This window comes from Bacillus sp. iso_77 (assembly GCF_056173625.1).
This window is the reverse complement of sequence record NZ_CM149683.1, coordinates 3,448,905-3,474,164: the sequence shown is the minus strand read 5'-3', so window position 1 is coordinate 3,474,164 and position 25,260 is coordinate 3,448,905. Positions and strand designations below refer to the sequence as shown.

Genomic DNA, 25,260 nt, shown 5'->3' with positions numbered 1-25,260 from the left:
CTCCTCCAAGTCGAGTTGATATTTTTCTCCTCATCTTATCATAATAGAAGTAACGTATACATTCATATGGTAGGATAGAGAGAGTCAATTTAGGATAAGGATGACACAAATGAAAAAAATCTCATTAAAACAAACATTTGCAGAACAAGTGAAAAAGGGATATCCGCTTATTTCAAAAGATGCTGTGTCGCGTGTGAACGGTGTACAGGAAGGCGAGCTCATTGAATGGGTAGATGAAAGAGGCTCTTTTTTAGGGAAAGGATATTATGGTGTGCAAAATAAAGGCATCGGTTGGGTGCTTTCCTTTGACGCTAACGAAAAAATAGATCAGGCCTTTTTTGTTTCTAAACTTGAACAGGCATCCAAAAGCAGAACGCATCTATTTCGTGATGCACAGACGACGGCTTTCCGAGTGTTCAATGGGGAAGGGGATGGAATTGGTGGAATCACGATTGATTATTATGATGGATTCTATCTCATCCAATGGTATAGCGAAGGTGTTTATACATTAAAAGAAGATGTATTGGCTGCGATTGAGCAGGTGTACCCTGACTATAAAGGAATTTATGAAAAGAAGCGATTTGATACGTCTGGACAATATATCGAAGATGACGATTTTGTAAAAGGGGAGAAAGGTGAATTTCCTCTTATCGTCAAAGAAAATGGGATGAACGTGGCGGTTTATCTAAATGATGGTGCGATGACAGGTATTTTCCTTGATCAGCGTCATGTGCGAAAAGCAATTCGAGATCGCTATGCAAAAGGAAAGACCGTCCTTAATACGTTCTCTTATACCGGCGCTTTCTCTGTAGCAGCAGCGCTTGGCGGGGCAAGCCGTACGACAAGTGTAGATGTTGCAAACCGCAGTTTGAAAAAAACATCTGAGCAGTTTGAAGTGAATGGCATTGATGTAGACGGGCAGGATATCAAAGTCATGGATGTCTTTAAATATTTCCCGTTTGCGGCGAAAAAAGGCTGGAGCTATGATGTCGTGATCTTGGACCCACCTTCCTTTGCACGAACGAAGAAACACACATTCAGTGCAGCGAAGGATTATAAGAAACTATTAAAAGAAGCCATCCAGATCACAGCTGAGAACGGCGTCATTGTGGCGTCAACCAATAGCAGTGCATTTGGGATGAAAAAGTTTAAAGGATTTATTGCACAGGCCTTTAAAGAATCTGGGAAAACGTATCGTATTCTTGAGGAATATACACTTCCTGAGGACTTCCGTACAACGAAAAATTATCCTGAGGGGAACTATTTAAAGGTTGTCTTCATTCAAGCATAAGAAAAAGCCATTTTCCGATAAGGGGAAATGGCTTTTTCTATAAGGCAAACGACATCAGGATAGGCGCTGCACATAATGTAATAATGGCCGAAATGATCATGGACACACTTGAGATCGTGCCTGAGACCGAGCTCAGTTCAAAGGCTTTCGATGTGCCTGCACCATGTGCTCCTGTACCAAGCAGAACGCCCATTGCAATGTCATTATCGATACGGAAATAACGGATAACCAATGGCCCAATGATTGAGCCAAATAATGCTGTTAAAATGACGAAGACAGCCGTAACGGACGGCATCCCGCCAATCATTTCAGACACACTCATCGCAACGGGTGTTGTGACGGATCTTGGGACGAGGCTCTCGATCAGACTCGTGTCCAAATGAAACAATTTGGCGATAAACGCTGTTGATAAAATTGCAACGATAGAACCGCAAGCCACATTCAAAATAATTTCTACTGCATGCTTCTTCAGAATGTGAAAATACTTATATAAAGGAATGGCAAATGCCACAGTCGCAGGTTGAAGCATATTTGTCAGCCATTTTCCGCCTTGATTGTAAGCATCGTAAGGAATGTTCACGATTAACAGCAAGACCACAAGAACAACCGGTGTCACAAGTAAAGGGGAGACATAGACTTTCGGGTGACGTTTATAAACCGCTTTTGATCCGAGATAGATCAGAATGGTTAGGATCAAGAATAGTCCGCCAACTAACATAGCTTTTTTCGCTCCTTTCTTTTCGCAATCATCTGCGTCATCATGCCAGTCGAGAGCATGACCACAAAGGTACTAAGTAAAACCACAAGGACAATACTTGTGCCAGATTGAGAAAGTAATGTTCCGTAATCAATCACACCTACTGCTGAAGGGATAAAGAAGAGTAGCAGTTCTCCGAGCAACCATACGGCGCCAAGTTCAATCCATTTTAATTTAATGATGTTAAAATGAAGTAATAAGAAAATGACAAGAATGCCTAAGATCGTGCCCGGAATTCTTAAATGTAAAAAGGCCGCCAGCACATTCATCAATTTCGCAAAAGCAAATAAAGCCATAACCTGAAGGGTAGCAATCAGCGACGTTTTGAGCAATTGCACTTTCTGTTCACTCCTTTTTCTATATAAATTGTTCACTGTTTCACAAAAACAACACAACGTTCTAATCGGTGAGCTTACTTTAAAGTGTACAGCACGTTCTATTATAGGTAAAATACATATATCGAATAGTTAGTATTCCTTTTGTCTATAGAAAGGGTGAACCATATGGACATCAGACATTTAACATATTTCTTAGAAGTGGCACGGTTAAAGAGTTTTACGAAAGCATCGCAATCGCTCTATGTGTCGCAGCCGACCATTTCCAAGATGGTCAAAAACCTAGAGGATGAGCTAGGTGTGCAGTTGTTTTACCGTAATGGCAGACAGGTTGAAATGACAGATGCTGGACAAACCATGTATACACAGGCGAGTGAAATCACACAGTCCTTTCAGAATTTAACGAGTGAATTAAATGATTTAATGAATGTGAAAAAAGGACATATCCGAATAGGACTGCCGCCCATGATTGGATCAAGCTTTTTCCCAAATGTGATGGGGGAATTTCGCCAGCAGTATCCAGATGTCACCTTTCAATTGGTGGAGCACGGCTCCATTAAAGTAGAGGAAGGGGTAGAGGATGGATCATTAGATATTGGTGTCATTGTTCTGCCTGCAAATGATAAAATTTTTCATACATACACCATCATTAAAGAGAATATGAAGCTTGTCACCCATCCATCACATCCGATGGCAGGACGTGATGAGGTTCATTTGGCTGATTTAAAGGAAGAGTCTTTTATTTTCTTTCGAGAAGATTTCGTTCTGCACAGCCGAATCTTAAATGAATGTATGAATGCGGGATTCAGGCCGAACGTTATTTATGAAACGTCACAATGGGATTTCATCAGTGAAATGGTTGCTGAGAACCTTGGAATCGGGCTTCTGCCTGAACGGATTTGCCGTGATCTAGATCCTGATAAAGTGAGGATCATTTCCTTAAATCCGTCTATTCCGTGGCATTTGGGTGTCATTTGGCGAAAGGACCGCTACTTGTCCTTTGCTGCAAGAGAATGGTTAAAGCATACAAAATCCTATGTGTGGGATGCAGAGTAAAAGGGAGGACGATACAGATGAAATTAAGCTGCGTGTCTCATCTTTTGGAAAAGGTTCGAGCGGAAAATCCGCTTGTCCATAATATCACCAACCAAGTTGTGACGAACTTTACAGCGAATGGACTGCTTGCTTTAGGTGCTTCTCCAGTCATGGCAAACGCCAAAGAAGAAGTGGCAGAAATGGCGCAATTAGCGGATGCACTTGTGCTGAATATCGGCACACTAACAAAGGATACAGTGGAGGCAATGGTCATTGCTGGACAAGCGGCCAATGAAAAAGGTGTGCCGGTTCTATTAGATCCTGTTGGTGTTGGTGCGACAACGTTTCGGACGAGTGCGGCGAAACAGCTGTTACAGCAAGTGGGCATCACTGTTGTCAGAGGGAATGCTGCTGAAATAGCTCATTTAATTGGAGTGAATGGCTGGCAGTCAAAAGGGGTTGATGCAAAAGGGGCAAATGGAGATGTATCGTCTTTAGCAAAGCAGGCGGCAAAAGCCCTTCAAACCGTTGTGGCGATTACGGGAAAAGTGGATGTCGTGTCAGATGGAGAAGAGGTTCTATCTATTCATAATGGACACGAATGGTTAACCAAGGTGACAGGGACTGGCTGTTTACTCACCTCTGTCATAGGGGCATTTTGTGCAACAGGGGAACGGCCCATTCATGCGTCGGCATCAGCTCTGCTGTTTTATGGTGTCGCTGCAGAAAAGGCAGCTCAGCAGACAGAAGAGAAAGGGCCAGGCACCTTTCAAATCGAATTGTTAAACACGCTATCCAATACAAATGGTCAAGATGTGATCACGTTAGGGAAAATAGGGGGAGTTTTGCATGACGAAGGTTGATCAGCAGCTAATCAAACAGCAATTATCGGTTTATTTTATTATGGGAACAGCGAATACAAGCCGGCATCCGCTTGATGTGGTGAAAGAGGCCATTCAAGGCGGATCACGATGTTTCAGTTTCGTGAAAAGGGTGAAGGTGCTCTGCAAGGTGAAGAAAAGAAAAAAATCGCTCAACAGATTCAAGCACTTTGCCAAGAAGCGAATATCCCCTTTATCGTAAATGATGATGTACAGCTTGCAATAGATCTTGATGCAGATGGTGTCCATGTTGGGCAGGAAGATACACTTGCACAAGATGTACGGCAAAGAATCGGGAATAAAATATTAGGCGTGTCCACGCACAATCTAGATGAAGTGAGGCAAGCGATGAAGGACGGGGCAGACTACGTTGGGATGGGTCCAGTCTATCCTACAGAGACAAAAAAGGATACACGCAGTGTCCAAGGTGTTTCTTTAATCAACGAAGTACGTCAACACGGTCTTCACATTCCTATTGTGGGCATCGGCGGTATCACGTATGAAAATGCGGCACCAGTCATCCAAGCGGGAGCCGATGGCATTAGCATCATCAGCGCCATTAGCCAAAGCGCTGATCCGAAAAAAGCTGCGGAAGAACTAACATCTCTTGTCGAGTCAGAGAAAGCAGCTCTTTCATCTGTAAAAGACATGGATTGACTCATCCATGTCTTTTCTTATCTGCGTGAAAAATAGACAGTAGAGATACAATTGTGTACAATCTAATCGTTCGATTGTTTTCGAAATGACAGGTAAATAAAGGAGAATGAATGATGGAAGTGCTCGATACGTATTTTCGTCGATATGATGAAGCGGGAAAAGGGCAAGAGCAAATGAACGAATTGCTGGGATTGTTTTCAGATGATGTCATGATTGTCTTAAATGGTGCTGAAAAGCCTGGCATCCAAGCGTTCACGCAGTTTTTGAACACATTTTTCCACGTACATGAAGACATTAAGCATATGTGGGATGGCTGGGTGAAACGTGAAGATGGGAAGTATGAAACAAACTGGGCTGTTTGCGGAAAGTTAACAGACGGTCGTGTATATACAGCAGAAGGCATTGATATTGCGGAGCTGGATGATCAAGGAAAGATCGTTTATTTAGAAAACGTCCCGAAAAACCCAGAGTTATTCCAGCGATATTAAAAAGCCGGCAGAGCAGCCGGCTTTTTTTATTTGTCTAACGAATAAGCGTCAATCGCTTCTTTAGCAGATGTTTCTTGATCAAAAAGAAGATATCGGCTGTACACTTCGCTTAAATGCAGGGGACCTTCGTCTAAGTCTTCGACTAGCTCAAAGATATCGAGTACGGCTACTAGTTTTGTGGTTGTTTGTCCATGATCTCCATTTTCAAATGTCTCATCTGGAAATTGGTCTTTGACGATTTGTTTCACTTTTCGATTGTTTTTTGCTCTCACTAAAATGATTCGTTCCTCAAAGATTTTATCCGGTCTCACCTTTGGTGAGGAGCTAGATTCAAATAATAATTTTGCTGAGTACAATTTATGCATATGTTTCACTTCTTCCTTGTGGGGTGACTTTCCCAGTATATGTTTAAAATGATAACATAGGAATAACAAGAGAATTGAAGTCTATGGGGGTAATAGGGTTGAAAAGAATCATTGATAACAGAGGAGAAGTTCATGAAATTCTGCTGATCATCATCACATGCTGTTCGTTGATCACGTTGAGGAAATGTGACAAGTTAGAAAGATATAAAGAGAGATTAAAAGGCCAATTTATCCCATATTGAGTACAGTTTTGAAATAGCAAGAACACTGAAAAAGCCGGCTGCTCTGCCGGCTTTTTCTCATCAATCTGTATCCATATGCATACCTGTGTGTGCTTTTACTTGAATTTCTGTAAAGGTGTCTTCATCTGCTTTTTCAGAGGAGAAAATGGTGCCTAAGTAAGCCGCAAGGAATCCAAGCGGGATCGAGATAATCCCAGGGTTCGATAGTGGGATAAGCGGCTCTCCTGTGAAAATGGCTGCCCCTGATGGGTCCCAGACGCTTGGGCTGAGTGACACGATCAGGAGTGCGCTCAGAAGACCTGTTAAGCTTCCTGCGATAGCCCCTGTTGAGTTAAATCGTTTCCAAAAGACAGTGAAGATAATCAACGGTAAATTCGCACTTGCTGCCACTGCGAAGGCAAGTGACACAAGAAAAGCGACGTTTAAAGATTGCGCAAATAATGCAAGAATGATGGAAAGGATGGCCACGCCGATAGAAGCAAAGCGTGCCGCCTTCACCTGTTCACGTTCACTTGCTTTTCCTTTGCGAATAATCTGGCTATAAAAGTCATGAGCAAAGGCAGACGCGGCGGATAAAACGAGACCGGTGACCACTGCCAGTATAGTCGCAAAGGCAATAGCGGAAACAAAGGCAAATAATAAATCTCCCCCTAGGGCCTGTGCAAGCAGTGGTGCTGCCATGTTTCCTGCTGCATCGGCTGCCGTAATTGCATCTGTTCCGACAAAAGCAGCGGCACCGAAGCCGAGGAAAACCGTCATTAAATAAAAAATCCCGATGATCCACGTAGCGGATAGAACAGATTTACGCGCAGAAATGGCATCCTTTACCGTATAAAAACGGATCAAAATATGCGGCAAACCTGCTGTTCCAAGCACAAGTGCAAGGTTCAGAGACAGGGTCTCTAAAGGCACATCATATTTATTTCCCGGGTGAAGAAAAGCTTCACCAAGCGGGGTCGCTGTTTTCATCTGTTCAAACATCTTCAGCAGACTAAAATCAAACTTGGCAAACACAAGCAGCGAAATAATCAGCGTGCCCAGCATGAGAAGCACAGCTTTCGTGATCTGTACCCAGCTTGTTGCGATCATGCCGCCAAACACGACATAAATGGTCATCAAGACACCTACGATCAGCACCGCAATCCAGTAATCAATGCCAAGAAGCAGTTTGATTAATGCACCTGCCCCAACAAGCTGTGCAATCATATAAAAAGTTGAGACTGTGATTGTGTTAAATGCGGCTACCCCTCGAATGGCAGGGCGTTTGAATCGTGCAGCAATCATATCAGCCATCGTATATTTTCCTAGATTTCGAAGCGGTTCAGCCACGACATAAAGGACGACAAGATACGCTACAAGAAAACCAATACTATAGAAAAAGCCGTCAAATCCATTTAAGGCGATCATGCCGGCGATCCCTAAAAATGAAGCAGCAGACATATAGTCCCCGGCAATGGCAAGGCCGTTCTGAAACCCAGTCAGACCGCCGCCTGCGGTGTAAAAATCACTCGCATTGCTGGTTTTTTTCGCAGCAAAATACGTGATGACCAATGTGAGCCCTACGATCGCTATGAATAAAATAAAAGCGGTCATACTCATTCGTCATCACCTCTTGATTCAACTTTTAAAGCGCTTACATATTTGTCGAACTGAGCTGCTTTTTTTGCATAAAGTCCACATAAAACCCATGTCATCACAAATTGCGTGAGGGCAAATAACCAAGCCCACGTGATCGCTCCAATTGCTGGCGTGTTCAAAAAGGTGAAGTAGGATGTAGCAACCGGAAGTGAAAAGTAAAAGAGAAAAAAGAAAATCGTCATCGGTACGATAAATCTGCGTTTTTCCTCAAGAAGTTTTCGAAAATCCTTTGAAGCGGCAACCTTCTTATAATGAACGTTTTTGTCTGCCATTGTTTCCTCCTTTGTACGAATTAGGGACAAGGTACTCCAATGCATATGAGACGATCTGGTTGTTTATGACAGTATATCATAAAAAAGGCACCCGAAAAGGGTGCTTTCTATCGATAATTTGCAAGAAATGTTTGTCTTGCTTTTTCATATGCTTCTGCATCAAAATGATCTCCGCATTTGTGAATACACCAGGGCTCTTCTTGCCTTGCAATCCCAACCTCATATCCCTGCTGTGCAAACTCAAAAGATTGTGACACATCATAAAAATGAAACCCGTCTAAGAGGTCCTCACGCCACTTGATATCATATTGTGTTGCCATAAAAAGACCGTCAATAGCAGAAGCTTTGATATAACCTTGGGGCTCTGTCTGTGGATGACCAGATTCAAACGTTAGCAGCTGATAGGTGTCGTGCCGATATTCAATGACTTTCCCTCTGCAATCATGGCTCTCCCACCAGATTCCATTGTCTGGCACACTTTCTGCACCTATTACCCCAAGCATGCCAAGTGACGGATTTTGCAAGAAAAGTGGAATCAGCTCGAGAAGCATATGCTGTTTGACGATGAGTGTATCTTGATGAAGGTAAATTTTAAACTGTGCAGGATGAGTGAGAGCTTCATTGTATGCAGAGGTCATACTTGATGCATGTCTAATGGGCAAAACCTCTACATGATACCCGTGCGGAGCAGGAAGTGAAGCAAGCTGCCGGAAGCAAGCTTGGAACATCGACTCATCATTTACACATAAAACAAATAAGATGGTGGGGCTACTCATTGAGTTGAACCGCCTCAACCACGTATTGATAGGCTGTCGCTGCCTCGTTAAAATCAAAACGGATGCCATGTTTTACGAGTAATTCATGTAGATCATTCATGACGCCCGTATAGGAAGGGTGTTGTACACGAATGGTTTCAAGCTCACGAACATGAAATCCGGCTGACTGAAAGAGGGCATGAATTTCGTGAAGGGTAAAGAAGCGTAAATGTGTTTGATCCATTAACCCTGCATCTGTATAAGTAAATCTCCCGGCTAGTAATTCTAAAACCGTTGAAATATGACCAATATTCGGAATGGAAGACAAGATGGCCCCTTCCCTTTTTAGAAAGGGTTTGACCTTTTTTAAAACGGCCCAAGGGTCCAATAAATGTTCAAGAACATCTCCGAAAATGATGCAGTCAAATTGTTCATGCTGATAAGGCAGCGCCATCTGTTCAATATTGCCGCATAAAACATGATCCAGCGTCTGCTCAGCCTGCTTTGCCGCATCTTCAAAAGATTCAATTCCATATATGGTACGGTCTTGTTGTTTTAGGACTTTGCCAAGCTGGCCTGTGCCGCATCCGATATCCAAGATAGACGTCCATTCCTTGCGAATACGATGGACAATCACAGGGTTCACACCGTGATAATATTGATCCTTCTTTTGATGATAATAAGATAGGGAATCTGAACTCACGCGCCACCCACCTTTCTTCTTTCTTGTGTCTTATGCTTAATATATGGGTGGGGAGCTTGGTTTTATAACGAAAATGGGCAATTTTCATGAATGACAGCTAAAAAGGGGTCATATAAAGAACAGGGAACGGACTGTCCTCCTAAAAATAGAAAGACAGAACCCCATTGAGTGGAAGGGATTGGTATGATGAGGTGTTCAATTATTGTAGCGTATCGTCATGAAAGGATGTTTAAAAGGTCAATTGACAGGTTAGAACTTTAGCCAAAGCAATCTGAAAGACAAAGGATAACGGCGTTGATTACGGTTTGTTTATCATCTTCTGATCACCGTTGGATGTTAAAAAAGCTTGTATTTCCTCGATGCCTAGTCCAATTTTTTTCGCTTCTTGAATCAAATAAACCCACTCTTCGTCAACTCTTCTTTTCACTTGCGTATCCATAATATCCTCCAGTTCAATAAGACATATTCATCTGCAACCAATGACTTGAACAAACCGTCTAGTAACTGTACGTGTATGTGAATGGAGTACAAAAATAGATTTTTGTCGAAAAATGATGACATTTAACCTATTTTGTAAAATCTATCACCTACCACGTCCCTAAAAAAATGACTAAAAAACCCATAAATATTGAATTCTTACTTCTCATAATAAACAATTGTAAAGTCAGTTAAAAGATTATAAATTAAAATAATGATAAAGACCTAAATCATTTGACTCATATAAACCAATAAGGTTGACATATGCCATCAGCGTGAACAAATTTCATCTTTACAGGACGCACATATTGTTCGTTTGGGAAGTTCTTCTTAAGATGGTATTCTAAAAGAAACAGAATTCACCAAGAAGGAATGAAGAAAGACATGTATAGCCTTTTTCAAAAGTATCAAGAAGTTGTCATGTATCTGATCATGGGTGTGTGTACAACCATTGTCAACATAGTCAGCTTCTATTTATTCGTTGAGATGTTTTCTATGGATTACAAAACAGCAACGGTTGTTTCATGGGTATTTGCTGTGCTCTTTGCTTATATCACCAATAAGAAGTATGTCTTCAAGCAAAAGGCTCGTGACACAAAAAGCCTGATGCGTGAGCTTTCTTCATTTTTTAGTGTCCGTCTCATGTCTCTAGGTGTAGATCTGGGGCTGATGATTTTATTTGTGAGCCAAATGGCGCTCAACGAAACCGTCGCAAAAATTCTTGTTAACTTTGTGATTGTCGTGGTCAATTATGTCGCCAGTAAATGGTTCGTCTTCAAGAAAACAAAAGAAGATGCGATTTAACACATGAAAAAGATAGGTGATGTGAAATGAGCAGCAGGCCAGACGAATTATATGATGCCATATATCAACAAACAGAAAAGCAGCATGAACAAGTGTTGAGGCTAGTCAAGGAAATGACCGCACATCCAGAAGCATTTTCTGAACAAGAAAAGGAAAAGATCAACCGGATGGACATTGCGCTTCAAACAGCAACGGACATTTTAGAAAATTTAATGACCCCTGATACGCAAATGACCATTGTTTTAAGACAAGGGAGAATTCGTGTTGACCTGACGAAAGCGTAAAAGAAGCAGCCAATTGAAAAGCGGCTGCTTTTTATTATGCATCGCTTGTTTCCCGGAGTTGCTTTGGAGACATGCCGATTTTCTTTCGAAAGACTTTATTCAAGTAATTCGCGTTTCGGTAGCCGCACTGTGTGGCGATTTCTTCAATCGAGTATTTCGTTGTTTTCAGTAACGTTTCCGCCTTTTCTAAACGAATATTGGTTAAATAATGAATCGGTGTGAAGCCAGTTGCCTTTTTGAATTCCCTCGTAAAATGACTTTTGGATAAACGTGCCGCAGCTGCCATATCGTCAGGCCCAATCTCCTCGTGAAAATGGTGGCTTGCAAATAAGGCCGCTTGGACGATGGGCTCAGGCCATTTCTCCATTTGTCCCTCAAGCTTTGGCAAATATGAATACAGTTCCATGACAAATTGATAAGCAAGGCTAGACCCCTCAAATGGATTGGTAATCCGTCTTTCACTGGCTTCATCATAAATCTTCTTTAGCAGGCGGATCGGTTTGGAATTCGGATGAAAACGCATGACCTGCTTTCCTTGATCGATAAATTGATCAAAGCAAAGGTCACAGGTTTCCCCATAAAGTGTTAAATAGAGAAATTCCCAATGTTCACTGTCTTCTGGAAAATAGTATTGATAAGCACTAGGGCTTTTCACCAGAAAGGCCTGTCCAGGCAATACTTTGAATCGTTTCTGTCCGATTTCAATCATGCCGTGTCCAGACAGTGTGAGCTGAAAGATGCACTTGCCCTGATCCTTCCGCTCTACGCCATTCCAGCTGTATAACGAAGATGATTGAACTTCCCAGCCAACAGACCAGATTTGGGCCGGCAATGTCACATCAGAATGGTGAAAACGAAATGCAAATGCTTCTTTCTTCAAATTGGAAACCCTCCTTCACAGCAAAAAACAACCTTTTTCTATTTTGAATCATGGTACACCTCATATCACATCGTACCATTCACAGCAAAAAAAGGGTATTTTTTAACGATTTTTTTACCATTGAACTTCAGCTGACAGGGCAACTAAAATAAGATTATCAGAAGAGAAAAGGGGAATGGATATGATCGACACATTACGAGCAGCATTTCACCAGCAATTTGGAGATCAGGAAGAACTCCGCTATTTTTTCGCCCCAGGCAGAGTCAATCTGATTGGTGAACACACAGATTATAATGGGGGCCATGTCTTTCCATGTGCACTCACCCTTGGTACATATGCTGCGGGAGCAAGACGATCAGATGGACGCGTCAGAATGTATTCCTTGAATTTTGAAGAAGAAGGTGTGAAAGAGTTCGACCTTTTTGAAATCGCTTTCTCAGAATCGGACGGCTGGGCGAACTATCCGAAGGGAGTATTCCAACAGTTTATCGAAGCAGGCATGGATGTGAAAGATGGCTTTGATATTGTGTATGCCGGCAATATCCCAAATGGCGCAGGCCTGTCATCCTCTGCCTCTATTGAGCTCGTCACGGCTGTCTTGATCAATGAATGGTCGTCATTCGGCGTAACGCAAATCGACCTAGCCCTTCTTGCGCAGCGTGCTGAAAATGAGTTTATTGGCGTGAACTGCGGCATTATGGATCAATTTTCAATTAGTCTTGGAAAAGAAGGTCACGCTATTTTGCTCAATTGTGACACGCTTTCCTTTGAATACAGCCCATTTCGGCAAGAGGGTCTGGCACTTGTCATTGCCAATACAAATAAAAAACGAACACTTGCAGATTCCAAATACAATGAACGCCGTTCAGAATGTCAATCTGCTTTAAACGATCTTAGAAAAGAACGAGATATTGCGCATTTATGTGAGCTCACGGTGGATGAATTCGCTAAGCATGAACATTTGATACAAGATGAAACGTGTAGAAGACGTGCAAGACATGCCATCACGGAAAACGAGAGGACCATGAAAGCAGTAAATTTTCTGAAAGATGATAAAATGGAAGAACTAGGTGCACTCATGAAGGCATCTCACCTTTCTTTAAAGAATGATTATGAAGTCACGGGGCTTGAGCTAGATGCACTGGCTGAAGCCGCATGGCAACATCCAGGGGCGATTGGTTCTCGTATGACAGGTGCTGGTTTTGGGGGCTGTACCGTCAGCATTGTGAAAGAAGAGCTGCTGGACTCATTTATAGAAGAAACAGGTGCGATTTATCAAGAAAAAACAGGCATTCAAGCCTCTTTTTACACAGCTGGAATTGGAGGCGGCGCTAGAGAATTAACGAAGGAGGACATTTGATGGCAATTTTAGTATGTGGAGGAGCAGGTTTTATTGGCAGTCATGCGGTAGCGGCTCTTTTGGCTAAAGGAGAACAAGTGGTGATTGTAGATAATTTGCAGACAGGTCATAAAGAGGCAGTCGTAAAGGGTGCCGTATTAGAAGAGGGAGATTTAAGGGATCACGCTTTTTTAAGACGTGTTTTTCAAACACATGACATTGAAGCGGTCATGCACTTTGCGGCAGATTCACTTGTTGGAGAAAGTGTAACAGACCCGCTGAAGTACTATGACAACAACGTCGGAGGGGCAACGGCTTTACTTCAGGTGATGAATGAATTTGATGTGAAACGCATTGTATTCTCTTCAACTGCTGCGACATATGGTGAACCAAAGCGTGTACCGATCGTTGAAACGGATGAGACGAACCCAACGAATCCTTATGGGGAAACAAAGCTCGCGATTGAAAAAATGCTGAAGTGGTCTGAGCAGGCATATGGTATCGAATATGTTGTGCTTCGCTATTTTAATGTAGCCGGTGCTCATACAGAAGGAATTGTCGGTGAAGATCATCAGCCAGAAACGCATTTAATCCCGATTATTCTGCAAGTAGCCTTAGGAAAACGTGATCAAATCATGATTTACGGTGATGATTATGAAACAGAGGATGGCACATGCATTAGAGACTACATTCATGTCATGGATTTAGTAGAGGCGCACATTCTAGCGGTTGAGCGTCTGCGTGAAGGAAAAGGAAGCGCGACGTACAACTTAGGGAACGGCACAGGCTTCTCTGTGAAGCAGGTCGTAGAAGCCGCAAGAGAAGTGACGGGCCATGCCATTCCAGCACAGGTGGCAGAAAGACGTGCGGGTGATCCAGCTAAGCTGATTGCTTCATCAGAAAAAGCGCTGAAAGAACTAGGATGGAAGCCTCAATATGCAGATCTCCACACCATCATTCAAAGTGCATGGGATTGGTTTCAGAAACATCCAGATGGCTATCAAAGTGAGTAACGTGTAGCAGGCAGGGGAGGAGACAAAGGGAATGGCGATTGATATTTTTGAAAAGCTGGAACAGCTGATTCAATATGGGGTTAATAAAGAGCTGATCTCACCACTAGATATGGATTATACAAGGAACCGGCTGCTAGAGGTGCTTGGTCTCGATGATGCTGAGGCAAGAACAGTCTCAGGAGACAGCGACCTTGAAGACATCTTAATGCCGATGCTCGATTGGGCAGTTGAAACAGGTCTTATTCCTGACGGGACAGATACGTATCGTGATTTATTAGATGCCAAAATCATGGGCTGCTTGGTGGCGCCTCCGAGTGTCATCTATGCAAAGTTTGAAGAGAAACGCAAGCATTGCGGACCAAAGGCAGCGACAAGCTGGTTTTATGAAATGCAGCAGCATGCCCACTATATTCATACCGGCAGAATCGCCAAAAATGTGCAGTGGTTTACACCAACAGAAGATGGTGAGCTTGAGATCACGATTAATCTATCGAAACCGGAAAAGGACCCAAAAGCGATCGCTGAAGCCAAAAAGCTTAGTCAAAAGCAATATCCTCTTTGTCTCCTTTGTAAAGAAAACGTAGGGTTTGGGGGACGCATCAATCACCCAGCAAGACAGAATCACCGGATTATTCCGGTGACACTTACAAATGAGTCGTGGTTTATGCAATTCTCGCCGTATGTGTATTACAACGAACATTGTATTGTGTTCAAGGGCGAGCATGAACCAATGCAGATATCTAAAAAGACCTTCGAGCGTCTGCTTTCCTTCATATCTATATATCCGCACTATTTCATAGGATCAAATGCTGATCTTCCCATTGTTGGAGGCAGCATATTAAGTCATGACCACTTTCAAGGTGGTGCTCATGAATTTCCGATGGCGAAAGCAAAGATGGAAGAAGTGTTTTCTCTCGAAAAGTTTCCGAGGGTGAAGGCGGGTATTGTGAAATGGCCGATGTCAGTGATCAGGCTTCAAAGTAGCGACCAGCAGACGCTTGCGGAGGCAGCAGATTTTATATTACATGAGTGGAAAATGTATTCAGATCCAGAAGCGAGTCTTTTCTCTCATACAGGAGAGACCCCGCACAATACCATTACACCAATTGCACGTCGTCATGGGGATGAGTACGAATTAGATCTCGTGCTACGAAATAATCGTACAGACAAGCAGCACCCCGACGGAATCTTCCACCCGCACAAAGAAGTTCATCATATTAAAAAAGAGAATATCGGTTTAATTGAGGTCATGGGTCTCGCCGTCCTTCCTGGAAGATTAGCAGAGGAATTAAGCCAGCTAAAAGCGGCGCTGCTATCCAAACACCCTCTTGAAGAAATCAAAGCCTGCCCGTCTATCATGAAGCACGAATCATGGGCAGCGCGTCTGATCGAAGAGAATACCTTTACGAAGGACAACGTAGAAGCCATTTTACAAAAAGAAATCGGCCTCATTTTTTCTCGTATACTCGCGCAGGCGGGTGTGTTTAAAAGAACAGAGCAAGGGAAAACAGCATTTAAACGTTTCATTCAAACACTCCATACAGGCAGGTGATGAGTTGATGATTGAACAGGTAAGAACTTTAATGGAAGAAAAGCAACTCGATGGTGTTCTGATTCAAAAGCGTAATAACTTTTCTTGGCTTACAGGAGGAAGAAGAAACCACATTGTGTTAAACACGCCAGAGGGCGTTTGTCAGCTACTTGTGTTGAAAGACGATATTGTCCTAGTTGTGAATCAAATGGAAGAAAAACGAATCATTGAAGAAGAAATGGCGTATTTTGACCATCCCTTTCAAGTCGTCACAATGGATTGGTTTGAGGATGAGACTCCTTACATTCAAACACTCATAAAAGACAAACGAATTGGTGCGGACATTCAAATGGAAGGAGTGGAATGGATCGAACCCGATTTGTCTCGTGTTCGATCGATCCTTTCAGCGCCACAGCTCAGCCAATACGAAACCCTTTGTCATGACACTGCGGTTATTGTAGAAAGTGTCTGTCAAGAAATCGTTCCAGGACAGACGGAGCATGAAATTGCTTCGCTTGTTGCTCAAAGAGCGATCGGGCAGGGAATGACGATAGAAGTGCTGCTTGTGGCAACAGATGACCGGATTCATCAATATCGCCACCCGATCCCAACAGAAAAAGCACTTCAAAAGCATGCACTGGTTGTCCTTTGTGCTGAACGGCATGGACTCGTGGCAAATGTCACAAGATCCGTTTACTTTGGACAGCTACCAAAGGAGCTTGAAGAAAACAAGGTAAGGCTTGCGCGAATCGACACGGTCATGAATGCGGCTACTCGTCCAGGGAACACCATTGGAGATGTATTGAAGGCCGGCATTGCTCAATATGAAAAAGAAGGATTTCCTGATAGCTGGAAAAAGCTTCACCAGGGTGGCAAGACTGGATTTGTGTCTAGAGAGATCATTGCAGTTCCTACATCGGTGGAAGAGATCCAGCTTCATCAAGTATTCACTTGGAATCCTTCCTTACCAGGATTGAAATCAGAAGATACGATGGTCGTCGAGAAAGAGGGGAATCGCTTTTTAACCTATACAGGCAAGTGGACGTATATAGACATAGAACATGAAGGAAGCATCTATAGACGACCAGACATTTTGGTGAGAGACGAATAATGAGAAGCCGGCGATGAGCCGGTTTTTTGCTGGAAGTCTTTAGTGAGTTTCCACTCATTTATCACCATTACCAATCATTACAGCGCATAGGTGGAGGATCGATACTTTCTTTTCTTGTCGACTTGCGTTAAAATGAGTAAGGTTTTTGTTAAATATGGGGATACCTATTTCAGAATTGTTTACCTAGATAAAATTTCATAAAGTTAAATTGAAATTTGACCAAACTTTTTTATTGTGGTAAACCTAAATTTGACAAAGTTCTTGATTGTATGTCCTTTGCCTTCAACTCTCAACTTTTCAAAATCCTAGAAATTTATTGTGTGTGCAATAATATAAATTTATGGCGAATTTATGACATTTCAATAGAAATCTGTTGAAAAATAAATGAACTTTTGAAAAAAGGGGAGCTAACTCCAACAGATTTTGATAGCATTACAAAGGGAAGAAAAGTTTTCGAAGGCAGATGGCTTTTCACAATTATTCAGCAATTTATACATTATTTAAGGAAGGATGGTGATCTTCTTGTTCAGAGCCATTAAACCTATGCTTTTATTAGCGATGCTCGTGAGTGTTTTTGTATTAGGAGGTTGCAGCAATATCGCTGTTTTAGATCCTAAAGGACCAGTCGCAGCACAACAAAAAGACTTAATCCTATTATCTATTGGATTCATGCTCTTTATCGTTGGTGCGGTATTTGTACTGTTTACCATCATTTTGGTTAAATACCGTGAGCGTAAGGACGTTGGAAACGCCTCTTATAACCCAGAACTACACGGGAATACGCTTCTAGAAGTTGTCTGGACAGTGATCCCAATATTAATCGTTGCTGCCCTTTCAGTTCCAACTGTAAAAACCATTTACTCTTTGGAAGAGGCGCCTCAAGCAACAAGTCATAAAGATCCACTTGTCGTTTATGCTACAGCAGTTGATTGGAAATGGATCTTCAGCTATCCAGAGGAAAATATTGAAACAGTGAACTACTTAAACATTCCAAAAGATCAGCCGGTTTTATTCAAAATCACTTCCGCTGATACAATGGCATCACTATGGATTCCTCAGCTAGGCGGGGAGAAGTATGCGATGGCTGGAATGGAAATGGAACAATATCTTCAAGCTGATGAAGTAGGCACATATGAAGGAAGAAACGCCAACTTCACAGGCGAAGGCTTTGCTCAGCAAAAATTCAAAGTCAATGCGATGACGCAGTCTGACTATGATAAATGGGTAAATAAAACGAAAAAAGAAGCACCGAAGTTAACGAAGAAAACGTATGACTACTTGATGCTTCCTGATGCTGCAGATGTGCAGACATTCTCATCAACACATTTATCTTTTGCGAAGCACGGAGAGGATTCTGAATATGCACTCCAAGCACGCAAACGTTTAGGTTACCAATCAGTTTCTCCGCATTCCAAGACAGATCCTTTCGAGAATGTGAAGAACTATAAAAGAAAACTAGAAAACGAATAAACTGACTAAGGAAAGGAGGAGGCCGTTATGCATTTAAAATGGGATGAGTTTTTTGTAACTGGAGACCCATTAATTCTTGGTGCGCAAATTTCTATCGCTCTTACTTCCATTGCTATTGTGTTTGTTTTAACCTACTTCAAAAAGTGGAAATGGCTCTGGAAAGAATGGCTGACATCAGTTGATCATAAAAAGCTTGGAATCATGTATATCCTTGCTGCTGTGATTATGTTCTTCCGCGGTGGGGTAGACGGACTGATGATGCGCGCGCAGCTGGCGCTTCCTAATAATACGTTTTTAGATTCAAACCACTATAATGAAATTTTCACAACGCATGGTACGATCATGATTTTATTCATGGCGATGCCATTCTTAATTGGTTTAATCAACGTCGTGGTTCCTCTTCAAATTGGTGCACGTGACGTTGCATTCCCGTATTTGAACAACCTGAGCTTCTGGACATTTATGGTCGGAGCAATGCTGTTCAACATTTCCTTCGTTATTGGAGGATCACCAAGTGCAGGCTGGACGAGTTACATGCCGCTCGCCGGAAATGATTTCTCACCAGGACCTGGACAGAACTACTACTTGCTCGGGCTCCAAATTGCAGGTATTGGTACACTAATGACAGGTATTAACTTCATGGTGACCATCTTAAAAATGCGTACAAAAGGTATGACGCTTATGCGTATGCCGATGTTTACATGGACAACATTGATCACGTCTGTCATTATCGTTTTCGCATTCCCTGTTTTAACAGTTGCTTTAGCACTTATGACATTCGATCGTTTATTCGGTTCAGCATTCTTTACACTTGAGGCAGGCGGTATGCCAATGCTTTGGGCGAACCTTTTCTGGATTTGGGGACATCCTGAGGTATATATCGTTATCCTGCCGGCTTTCGGTATTTTCTCAGAAATCTTTGCGACGTTCTCAAGAAAGCAGTTGTTTGGTTACAAAGCGATGGTTGTATCGATTGTGGCAATCTCTGTTCTTAGTTTCCTTGTGTGGGTTCACCACTTCTTTACAATGGGGAACAGTGCAGCGGTTAACTCATTCTTCTCGATCACAACAATGGCGATTTCTGTACCAACAGGTGTGAAAATCTTTAACTGGCTCTTTACAATGTATCGAGGCCGTATCAGTTTTACTTCACCAATGCTTTGGGCACTTGGTTTCATCCCGAACTTCGTAATCGGTGGTGTGACTGGGGTTATGCTTGCGATGGCAGCTGCGGATTACCAGTACCATAATACGTACTTCCTTGTATCCCACTTCCACTATGTATTAATCGCAGGTACTGTCTTTGCATGTTTTGCTGGTCTTGTTTTCTGGTATCCAAAAATGTTTGGTTACAAGTTAAACGAGCGAATCGGCAAATGGTTCTTCTGGGTATTCATGATCGGATTTAACATCTGTTTCTTCCCGCAGTACTTCTTAGGACTGCAAGGAATGCCAAGACGTATTTATACGTATGGACCAGAAGATGGCTGGACTGCACTAAACTTTATTTCAACAATTGGTGCATTCATGATGGGTATCGGATTCATCATCCTTTGCTATAACATTTACTACAGCTGGAGACACTCAAAACGTGAAGTGTCTGGAGACAGCTGGGGAGAAGGACGTACACTTGACTGGGCGACATCTTCTGCAATTCCGCCGCATTATAACTTTGCAGCACTTCCAGAAGTGACGACACCAGATGCATTCCATCATTGGAAGCAAAACAATGTAGACGTTCATCCTGAAAAAGAATTCAAGAAAATTCACATGCCGCACAATTCAGGCAGACCGCTGATCATGTCTGCATTCTTCGGACTTGGTGCATTCGGTCTTGTATTTGAATGGTACTGGATTGGCGTTATCGGCTTAATCGGAGTATTCGCAACAATGATTTTACGTTCATTTGAATATGACGATGGCTACTATATTCCTGTTGAAGAAGTGATTGAAACAGAGAAAAAGAATAAGGAGGCGCAGAAGTAATGGGACATAATGATAGCAGCTATGCAAATGCACCGCTTGAATATCAGTCTGAAACAGGACGTTTAAACATCCTTGGTTTCTGGATATTCCTTGGCGCGGAAATCGTGTTATTCTCAACACTTTTTGCGACCTACTTTGTTCTTCATGGCAGAACAGCTGGCGGCGTTTTGCCAGCTGAGCTATTTGATATGAAGCTTGTATTGATCATGACATTCCTGCTATTGGTGAGTTCATTTACATGTGGGATTGCCGTTCATGAAATGCGCCGTGGAAGTACAAAAGGGGTTGTCATTTGGACGATTCTGACACTGCTTCTAGGTGCAGGTTTCGTTGGTTTTGAGATTTTCGAATTCTTCCATTATGTACATGAGGGTGCGAGCATCCATACAAGTGCATACTGGTCTGCATTCTTTGTTCTTTTAGGAACTCACGGATTACACGTATCCATCGGTATCTTCTGGATTACAGGTGTCTTGTTCCAAATTAAAAAACGTGGATTAACACCACAAACAGCAGCGAAGATCTTTATCTCAAGTCTATACTGGCATTTCCTTGATGTTGTATGGATTTTCATCTTCACAGCTGTGTACTTGATCGGATTAGGGGGGCTTTTGTGATATGGCTGGAAAAACACATTCCTCAGCAGAGCACGAACACTTCCCTTGGAAACACGTAGTCGGCTTCATTCTCTCCATTGTGCTAACCATCTTAGCATTCTGGATTGCCATCGGAGCTGAAATTGGCAGTTCCGCAAAACTATGGATTATCTTTGGTTTTGCCTTCATTCAAGCATTCTTGCAGCTGTTCATGTTCATGCATATGACAGAGAGCGAGAATGGAACTGTTCAAGTCGGAAATACTTTATTTGGTCTGTTCTGTGCGATCATTTTCGTCATCGGGTCTGTATGGATCTTCGCGGCTCACTACAGCCACGGAGAGAACAGCAAAGACGGTTATTCACCATCTGCGCCAAAGCAGTCTGAGCATTCAGAGAAATAATAAAAAACCACTCATCTTTCATAGGTGAGTGGTTTTTATGCTGATTGTGATAACGCTTCCAATTGATGATGCAATATCTATCTGCTGCTGAATCTTTTGCGAATGAATGGAAGTCCATAGATGAGGAATGCTGCAATGTGAGCCAGAATCACGTTAATGGCAAAGAATGCGATCATGAAGGTATGTCCTGCTGGAGATAAACTGCTTGTCATGTAAAGACCGAAGAAAATCCACATAATCATGATGGGTGGAATAGATGCTAATGCAATCTTTCTGTTTTCCAACCATAAAAACAGGGGTGTAGCTGTTGCAATACATAGGTACGCAAAGAACATATCCATCGTATCCAACTCCTTTGTAAGTTGATGTTCAATTCAAATGAGAGGTCAGGATGCAATTGTGTCTGTTTTTAGGAGATATTGTGAACATTTTGTTACAAATATTATACCACAATTGACTTTGAAGTAAACTCAATAATTGGAAAATGGGCCTTATTCCGCAGAAATTGTTTTTTTCTTATACCTCAGTTAAGCTTATGCTGGCAAGATGTTAACCTTTCATATCGCCACATAAGTCATTGAATTTTCCCCTTAAAATCTGTAAAATAATCTTTTTAAAGGACTTATGATCGGTTGTCATGATAGAGTAGAAAGGGATTTTTTCCTATTATTAGGATGAAAAGTTTTTCATTTTTTGAAATTAGAATGGAACCTTTCAGGTGTCACTTCCGTCATATTTAAGGTGAGTTGCTTTTGTGAAAATTTCAATCTAATATAAATAAGGGCTTTTATGTTTTGTAATAAGGGTGGTTAGTTCATGAACAAGCAGAATACATCTCCTTACTATCAAGGAGATTTGATTTTTATATTTTTAGCCTTCTTTGCCATCAGTGTCATCGCTATTTATGCTGCGGGACAGTTTGGGCAATATGGATCTAATGCATGGACCAGACAGATCATTTACTACATGGTCGGGGTCATCTGTATTGTGGCTATTAATTACTTCGATCTGGAACAATTAGAAAAGTTAAGTCTATATATTTTTATAGGCGGCATTATGCTCTTAATTCTTTTGAAAATTGCCCCTGCACAAATTGCAGGTCATGATTTTGCTCCAATTAAAAATGGTGCAAAAAGTTGGTTCGTGTTACCGGGAATTGGAACATTTCAGCCTTCAGAGTTCATGAAAATTGGTTTGATTATGATGCTCGCCTCTGTCATTGGGAAGGCAACCCCAAGAGGAAAACGAACATTAGAAGATGATATTTTCCTACTATTAAAAATTGCCGGCGTGGCTGCTGTACCAGTCGGACTCATCTTTTTGCAAGATGCAGGTACGGCTGCGGTATGTATGTTTATTGTCGTTGTCATGGTCTTTTTATCAGGGGTCAACTGGAAATTGATCTCTCTCATCGGTTCAGTGGTTGTGCTTTTAGTTGCCGCTGTGTTAGCCGTGATTATTCTATTCCCTGATTTCGCACAAAAGATCGGGATTCAGCAGTATCAAATCAACCGGATTACCGCTTGGCTGCCTGATAGTTCTTCGACAGCTAACCAAGCCCAGACACAGGATGCATCTGGATCGGATAAATATCAAGTCGAGCAAGCCATTATGGCAATTGGGGCAGGACAAATTTTCGGGAACGGTGTTAAGAACTTAAAAGTATATGTTCCAGAAGCTCAGACAGATATGATTTTCTCTATCATAGGGGAAGCCTTTGGTTTTGTCGGCTGCGCATTTGTGGTCATCATGTTCTTCTTCCTGATTTATCGGCTTGTTGTGCTGATTGACCGTATCCACCCTTATAGCCGGTTTGCGTCATTTTTCTGTGTAGGATATACAGCATTGATTGTTATCCATACATTCCAGAACATTGGTATGAACATAGGCGTCATGCCTGTAACGGGGATACCGCTCTTATTCATCAGCTTCGGGGGAAGCTCTGTTTTATCTGTTCTTATTGGATTTGGTATCGCCTATAATGCAAGTGTTCAATTAACGAAATATCAAAGTTATTTATTTAAATAAAACGGGTAAAGGGCAGTCTAAGCGTAGGCTGCTTTTTTGGCTTGAGTTCTAACTTTTGAAAAGTAATATTCAATTGACTTATGATAGTAGGAGTGAAGGAGGTCTTCGAATTGAATAAAACGATAGAAACCATTTTAAATCATCGGTCCATCCGTTCGTTTACAGATGAGCGTCTGACAGAGGAAGAAGTGCTGACACTTATCAAAAGTGCACAGGCTGCTTCGACATCAAGCTATGTACAGGCGTATAGTATCATTGGTGTAACAGATCAGGAGAAGAAGGCGAAGCTTGCTGAACTGGCTGGAAATCAGCCATACGTTGAGAAGAATGGGCATTTTTTTGTTTTCTGTGCAGACTTGAAACGCCACGACTATATCGCAAAAAAAGCAGGAAAGAACCATCAAGAAGCGCTTGAGAATACTGAAGCCTTTCTTATTAGTGTGATTGATGCGGCGCTCGCTGCGCAAAATGTCAGTGTCGCCGCAGAATCTATGGGACTTGGCATCTGCTATATCGGCGGACTGCGTAATCAGCTGAAGGAAGTATCCGAGTTACTTGAAACGCCTTCCTATGTGCTGCCGCTATTCGGATTGGCTGTAGGACATCCTGCCAATCCATCATCTCAAAAGGAACGGCTGCCCGTTGAGCTGATCTATCATGAAAACACATATCAGCAAGACGAAGCTCATGTGGATCGTTATTTAAAAGAATACGATGATCGTATTTCATCATATTATGAAGAACGAACAAACGGTGAGAGAAAAGATACATGGTCTGAGCAAATGCTTCGAGGCTTTAGTCAGCCAAAACGTGCTTTCCTCGGAGATTTTGTGAAAGAGAAGGGCTTTAATCGAAAATAAATCAGGAAATCCCCCTTTCGAGTGAGAGAGGGGGATTTGTGTAAGAGGTGCGACATCATGAAATTAAGTATACTGGATCAATCTCCTTTGATTGGAGATGCGACGCCTGCTGAGGCACTGAAGCAAACAGTCGAGCTGGCGAAGCAGGCAGAGAAATGGGGCTATCATCGTTTTTGGGTGTCAGAGCATCACTTTTCAAACCGGCTCGCAGGATCGAGTCCAGAGGTGCTTCTCGGTCATTTATCAGCTGTGACGTCACATATCCGTATTGGTTCAGGCGGCGTCATGCTGCCCCACTACAGTGCCTATAAAGTAGCGGAGAACTTCAGAGTGCTCGAAGCCTTGGCTCCGGGCAGAATTGATCTTGGCATTGGACGTGCTCCTGGAGGTATGCCGATCTCCTCCATTGCCCTTCATCATGGAGAACGGAAGCGACTTGGTGATCAATACCCTGAGCAGGTAGAAGAATTAAGGGTGTATTTACATGATTTAGCCGATGAATTTTATCCGCTGCCTCACCTGACTGCTTCTCCGAAGGTAGAAACTGCCCCAGAGGTATGGATGTTAGGTTCTTCTGGAGGAAGTGCACGGCTTGCCGCAAAAGCTGGTGCAGGCTATACGTTTGCTCTTTTCATTAATGGAGAAGGCGGAGAAGACTCTGTGTCGCAGTATATCAGCCGATTTGAACCTTCGGAATTTGGTGATGAGCCGCGTGTCAGTCTTGCGGTCTTCGTTTTATGTGCAGAAACAGAGGAACAGGCAGAAAAATTGGCTGTTAGCTTAGATTTATCATTATTAGCTAGCGAACAAGGACAGAACCTTGGCGGCTTTCCTTCATTTGAACAGGCAAAGGCCTATTCCTACAGTCCATATGAACAAAAACGAGTAGCAGCCAATCGGCAGAGGATGGTTGTTGGCACGCCGTCCTCTGTGAAGCAACAGCTGACAGCACTCGCAAAGGCGTATCGTACAGATGAAGTGATCGCTGTGACCATCACACATCACATACAAGACCGTCTCACATCGTATCGTTTATTAAAAGAAGCTTTTGATGCATAA

General features: G+C 42.4%; 27 protein-coding genes and 1 pseudogene. 18 read left to right on the top strand and 10 right to left on the bottom strand.

Features of this window, described 5'->3' with window-relative positions; translation table 11 throughout:
• Positions 1 to 109: 109 nt before the first annotated feature.
• Complete coding sequence (locus AC0VYC_RS17895) at positions 110 to 1,291, top strand: class I SAM-dependent rRNA methyltransferase (protein WP_019743483.1); 1,182 nt, start codon at positions 110 to 112, stop codon at positions 1,289 to 1,291.
• A 37-nt stretch (positions 1,292 to 1,328) separates the two neighbouring features.
• Here AC0VYC_RS17895 and AC0VYC_RS17890 read toward each other — a convergent pair whose 3' ends face one another.
• Together AC0VYC_RS17890 and AC0VYC_RS17885 are read right to left on the bottom strand one after the other, a co-directional pair.
• Positions 1,329 to 2,009 (bottom strand): CidB/LrgB family autolysis modulator, encoded by a 681-nt coding sequence (locus AC0VYC_RS17890; protein WP_007497850.1) that lies wholly within the window; start codon positions 2,007 to 2,009, stop codon positions 1,329 to 1,331.
• A complete protein-coding gene (locus AC0VYC_RS17885) occupies positions 2,003 to 2,386 on the bottom strand; it encodes a CidA/LrgA family holin-like protein (protein ID WP_475388962.1) in 384 nt (127 codons plus the stop codon). The genes AC0VYC_RS17890 and AC0VYC_RS17885 overlap by 7 nt, the downstream gene beginning before the upstream one ends.
• Positions 2,387 to 2,551: 165 nt before the next feature.
• On the opposite strand from AC0VYC_RS17885, the gene cidR reads away from it, so the two are divergent.
• From cidR to AC0VYC_RS17865, 4 genes and pseudogenes are all read left to right on the top strand, one after another.
• A complete protein-coding gene (cidR, locus tag AC0VYC_RS17880; RefSeq protein WP_008345526.1) occupies positions 2,552 to 3,439 on the top strand; it encodes a cidABC operon transcriptional activator CidR in 888 nt (295 codons plus the stop codon).
• Between the two features lie 17 nt (positions 3,440 to 3,456).
• Positions 3,457 to 4,281, top strand: coding sequence for a hydroxyethylthiazole kinase (gene thiM, locus AC0VYC_RS17875; protein ID WP_340958840.1), 825 nt, complete (start codon positions 3,457 to 3,459; stop codon positions 4,279 to 4,281).
• Positions 4,268 to 4,956, top strand: a pseudogene (thiE, locus tag AC0VYC_RS17870) (thiamine phosphate synthase). The gene thiM and the pseudogene thiE overlap by 14 nt, the downstream one beginning before the upstream one ends.
• Before the next feature lie 110 nt (positions 4,957 to 5,066).
• Entirely contained in the window at positions 5,067 to 5,444 is a 378-nt protein-coding gene (locus AC0VYC_RS17865; RefSeq protein ID WP_475388960.1) for a nuclear transport factor 2 family protein, read from the top strand.
• 26 nt (positions 5,445 to 5,470) lie between these two features.
• Here AC0VYC_RS17865 and AC0VYC_RS17860 read toward each other — a convergent pair whose 3' ends face one another.
• From AC0VYC_RS17860 to AC0VYC_RS17835, 6 genes are all read right to left on the bottom strand, one after another.
• On the bottom strand, positions 5,471 to 5,809 hold the full coding sequence (locus AC0VYC_RS17860) for a DUF4288 domain-containing protein (protein ID WP_475388958.1): 339 nt from the start codon (positions 5,807 to 5,809) through the stop codon (positions 5,471 to 5,473).
• A 302-nt stretch (positions 5,810 to 6,111) separates the two neighbouring features.
• Positions 6,112 to 7,650: a solute symporter family protein gene (locus AC0VYC_RS17855; protein ID WP_007497838.1), complete on the bottom strand. Its 1,539-nt coding sequence runs from the start codon at positions 7,648 to 7,650 to the stop codon at positions 6,112 to 6,114.
• Positions 7,647 to 7,961 (bottom strand): DUF485 domain-containing protein, encoded by a 315-nt coding sequence (locus AC0VYC_RS17850; protein WP_024719499.1) that lies wholly within the window; start codon positions 7,959 to 7,961, stop codon positions 7,647 to 7,649. The genes AC0VYC_RS17855 and AC0VYC_RS17850 overlap by 4 nt, the downstream gene beginning before the upstream one ends.
• Before the next feature lie 107 nt (positions 7,962 to 8,068).
• Positions 8,069 to 8,737: a glycosyltransferase family protein gene (locus tag AC0VYC_RS17845; protein ID WP_058337077.1), complete on the bottom strand. Its 669-nt coding sequence runs from the start codon at positions 8,735 to 8,737 to the stop codon at positions 8,069 to 8,071.
• The gene (locus AC0VYC_RS17840) at positions 8,730 to 9,419 is read right to left on the bottom strand and encodes a class I SAM-dependent methyltransferase (RefSeq protein ID WP_268372598.1); all 690 of its coding nucleotides are present in this window, start codon (positions 9,417 to 9,419) and stop codon (positions 8,730 to 8,732) included. The genes AC0VYC_RS17845 and AC0VYC_RS17840 overlap by 8 nt, the downstream gene beginning before the upstream one ends.
• Before the next feature lie 298 nt (positions 9,420 to 9,717).
• A complete protein-coding gene (locus AC0VYC_RS17835) occupies positions 9,718 to 9,858 on the bottom strand; it encodes an anti-repressor SinI family protein (protein WP_008345506.1) in 141 nt (46 codons plus the stop codon).
• A 458-nt stretch (positions 9,859 to 10,316) separates the two neighbouring features.
• On the opposite strand from AC0VYC_RS17835, the gene AC0VYC_RS17830 reads away from it, so the two are divergent.
• Together AC0VYC_RS17830 and AC0VYC_RS17825 are read left to right on the top strand one after the other, a co-directional pair.
• A complete protein-coding gene (locus tag AC0VYC_RS17830; protein WP_024719496.1) occupies positions 10,317 to 10,700 on the top strand; it encodes a GtrA family protein in 384 nt (127 codons plus the stop codon).
• A gap of 26 nt (positions 10,701 to 10,726) precedes the next feature.
• Entirely contained in the window at positions 10,727 to 10,984 is a 258-nt protein-coding gene (locus AC0VYC_RS17825) for a hypothetical protein (RefSeq protein ID WP_008345502.1), read from the top strand.
• Between the two features lie 34 nt (positions 10,985 to 11,018).
• Here AC0VYC_RS17825 and AC0VYC_RS17820 read toward each other — a convergent pair whose 3' ends face one another.
• The gene (locus AC0VYC_RS17820; protein WP_178929755.1) at positions 11,019 to 11,864 is read right to left on the bottom strand and encodes an AraC family transcriptional regulator; all 846 of its coding nucleotides are present in this window, start codon (positions 11,862 to 11,864) and stop codon (positions 11,019 to 11,021) included.
• 181 nt (positions 11,865 to 12,045) lie between these two features.
• Here AC0VYC_RS17820 and AC0VYC_RS17815 point away from each other — a divergent pair, with 181 nt between their 5' ends.
• The 8 genes from AC0VYC_RS17815 (at position 12,046) to qoxD (ending at position 21,313) form a co-directional block, all read left to right on the top strand.
• Positions 12,046 to 13,224, top strand: a complete 1,179-nt coding sequence (locus tag AC0VYC_RS17815) for a galactokinase (RefSeq protein ID WP_411801756.1) — start codon at positions 12,046 to 12,048, stop codon at positions 13,222 to 13,224.
• Complete coding sequence (gene galE, locus AC0VYC_RS17810) at positions 13,224 to 14,216, top strand: UDP-glucose 4-epimerase GalE (protein WP_024719494.1); 993 nt, start codon at positions 13,224 to 13,226, stop codon at positions 14,214 to 14,216. Before AC0VYC_RS17815 ends, galE begins: the two co-directional genes overlap by 1 nt.
• Before the next feature lie 31 nt (positions 14,217 to 14,247).
• The gene (gene galT, locus AC0VYC_RS17805; RefSeq protein ID WP_475388953.1) at positions 14,248 to 15,768 is read left to right on the top strand and encodes a UDP-glucose--hexose-1-phosphate uridylyltransferase; all 1,521 of its coding nucleotides are present in this window, start codon (positions 14,248 to 14,250) and stop codon (positions 15,766 to 15,768) included.
• Between the two features lie 7 nt (positions 15,769 to 15,775).
• Complete coding sequence (locus tag AC0VYC_RS17800) at positions 15,776 to 16,858, top strand: M24 family metallopeptidase (RefSeq protein WP_475388951.1); 1,083 nt, start codon at positions 15,776 to 15,778, stop codon at positions 16,856 to 16,858.
• A gap of 513 nt (positions 16,859 to 17,371) precedes the next feature.
• A complete protein-coding gene (qoxA, locus tag AC0VYC_RS17795; RefSeq protein ID WP_089374137.1) occupies positions 17,372 to 18,328 on the top strand; it encodes a cytochrome aa3 quinol oxidase subunit II in 957 nt (318 codons plus the stop codon).
• Positions 18,329 to 18,355: 27 nt separating this feature from the next.
• Positions 18,356 to 20,314 carry a cytochrome aa3 quinol oxidase subunit I gene (qoxB, locus tag AC0VYC_RS17790; RefSeq protein ID WP_024423835.1) on the top strand — a complete coding sequence of 653 codons (1,959 nt, stop codon included), beginning with the start codon at positions 18,356 to 18,358 and terminating at the stop codon, positions 20,312 to 20,314.
• Positions 20,314 to 20,931, top strand: coding sequence for a cytochrome aa3 quinol oxidase subunit III (gene qoxC / locus AC0VYC_RS17785; protein ID WP_007497820.1), 618 nt, complete (start codon positions 20,314 to 20,316; stop codon positions 20,929 to 20,931). The genes qoxB and qoxC overlap by 1 nt, the downstream gene beginning before the upstream one ends.
• Position 20,932: 1 nt before the next feature.
• Positions 20,933 to 21,313: a cytochrome aa3 quinol oxidase subunit IV gene (gene qoxD / locus AC0VYC_RS17780; RefSeq protein WP_007497818.1), complete on the top strand. Its 381-nt coding sequence runs from the start codon at positions 20,933 to 20,935 to the stop codon at positions 21,311 to 21,313.
• A gap of 77 nt (positions 21,314 to 21,390) precedes the next feature.
• Here qoxD and AC0VYC_RS17775 read toward each other — a convergent pair whose 3' ends face one another.
• Complete coding sequence (locus AC0VYC_RS17775) at positions 21,391 to 21,654, bottom strand: spore morphogenesis/germination protein YwcE (protein WP_008345491.1); 264 nt, start codon at positions 21,652 to 21,654, stop codon at positions 21,391 to 21,393.
• A gap of 475 nt (positions 21,655 to 22,129) precedes the next feature.
• Here AC0VYC_RS17775 and AC0VYC_RS17770 point away from each other — a divergent pair, with 475 nt between their 5' ends.
• The 3 genes from AC0VYC_RS17770 (at position 22,130) to AC0VYC_RS17760 (ending at position 25,260) form a co-directional block, all read left to right on the top strand.
• Complete coding sequence (locus AC0VYC_RS17770; protein ID WP_008345489.1) at positions 22,130 to 23,341, top strand: FtsW/RodA/SpoVE family cell cycle protein; 1,212 nt, start codon at positions 22,130 to 22,132, stop codon at positions 23,339 to 23,341.
• Between the two features lie 110 nt (positions 23,342 to 23,451).
• A complete protein-coding gene (nfsA, locus tag AC0VYC_RS17765) occupies positions 23,452 to 24,201 on the top strand; it encodes an oxygen-insensitive NADPH nitroreductase (RefSeq protein ID WP_047945824.1) in 750 nt (249 codons plus the stop codon).
• 54 nt (positions 24,202 to 24,255) lie between these two features.
• Positions 24,256 to 25,260, top strand: a complete 1,005-nt coding sequence (locus tag AC0VYC_RS17760; RefSeq protein ID WP_342495503.1) for an LLM class flavin-dependent oxidoreductase — start codon at positions 24,256 to 24,258, stop codon at positions 25,258 to 25,260.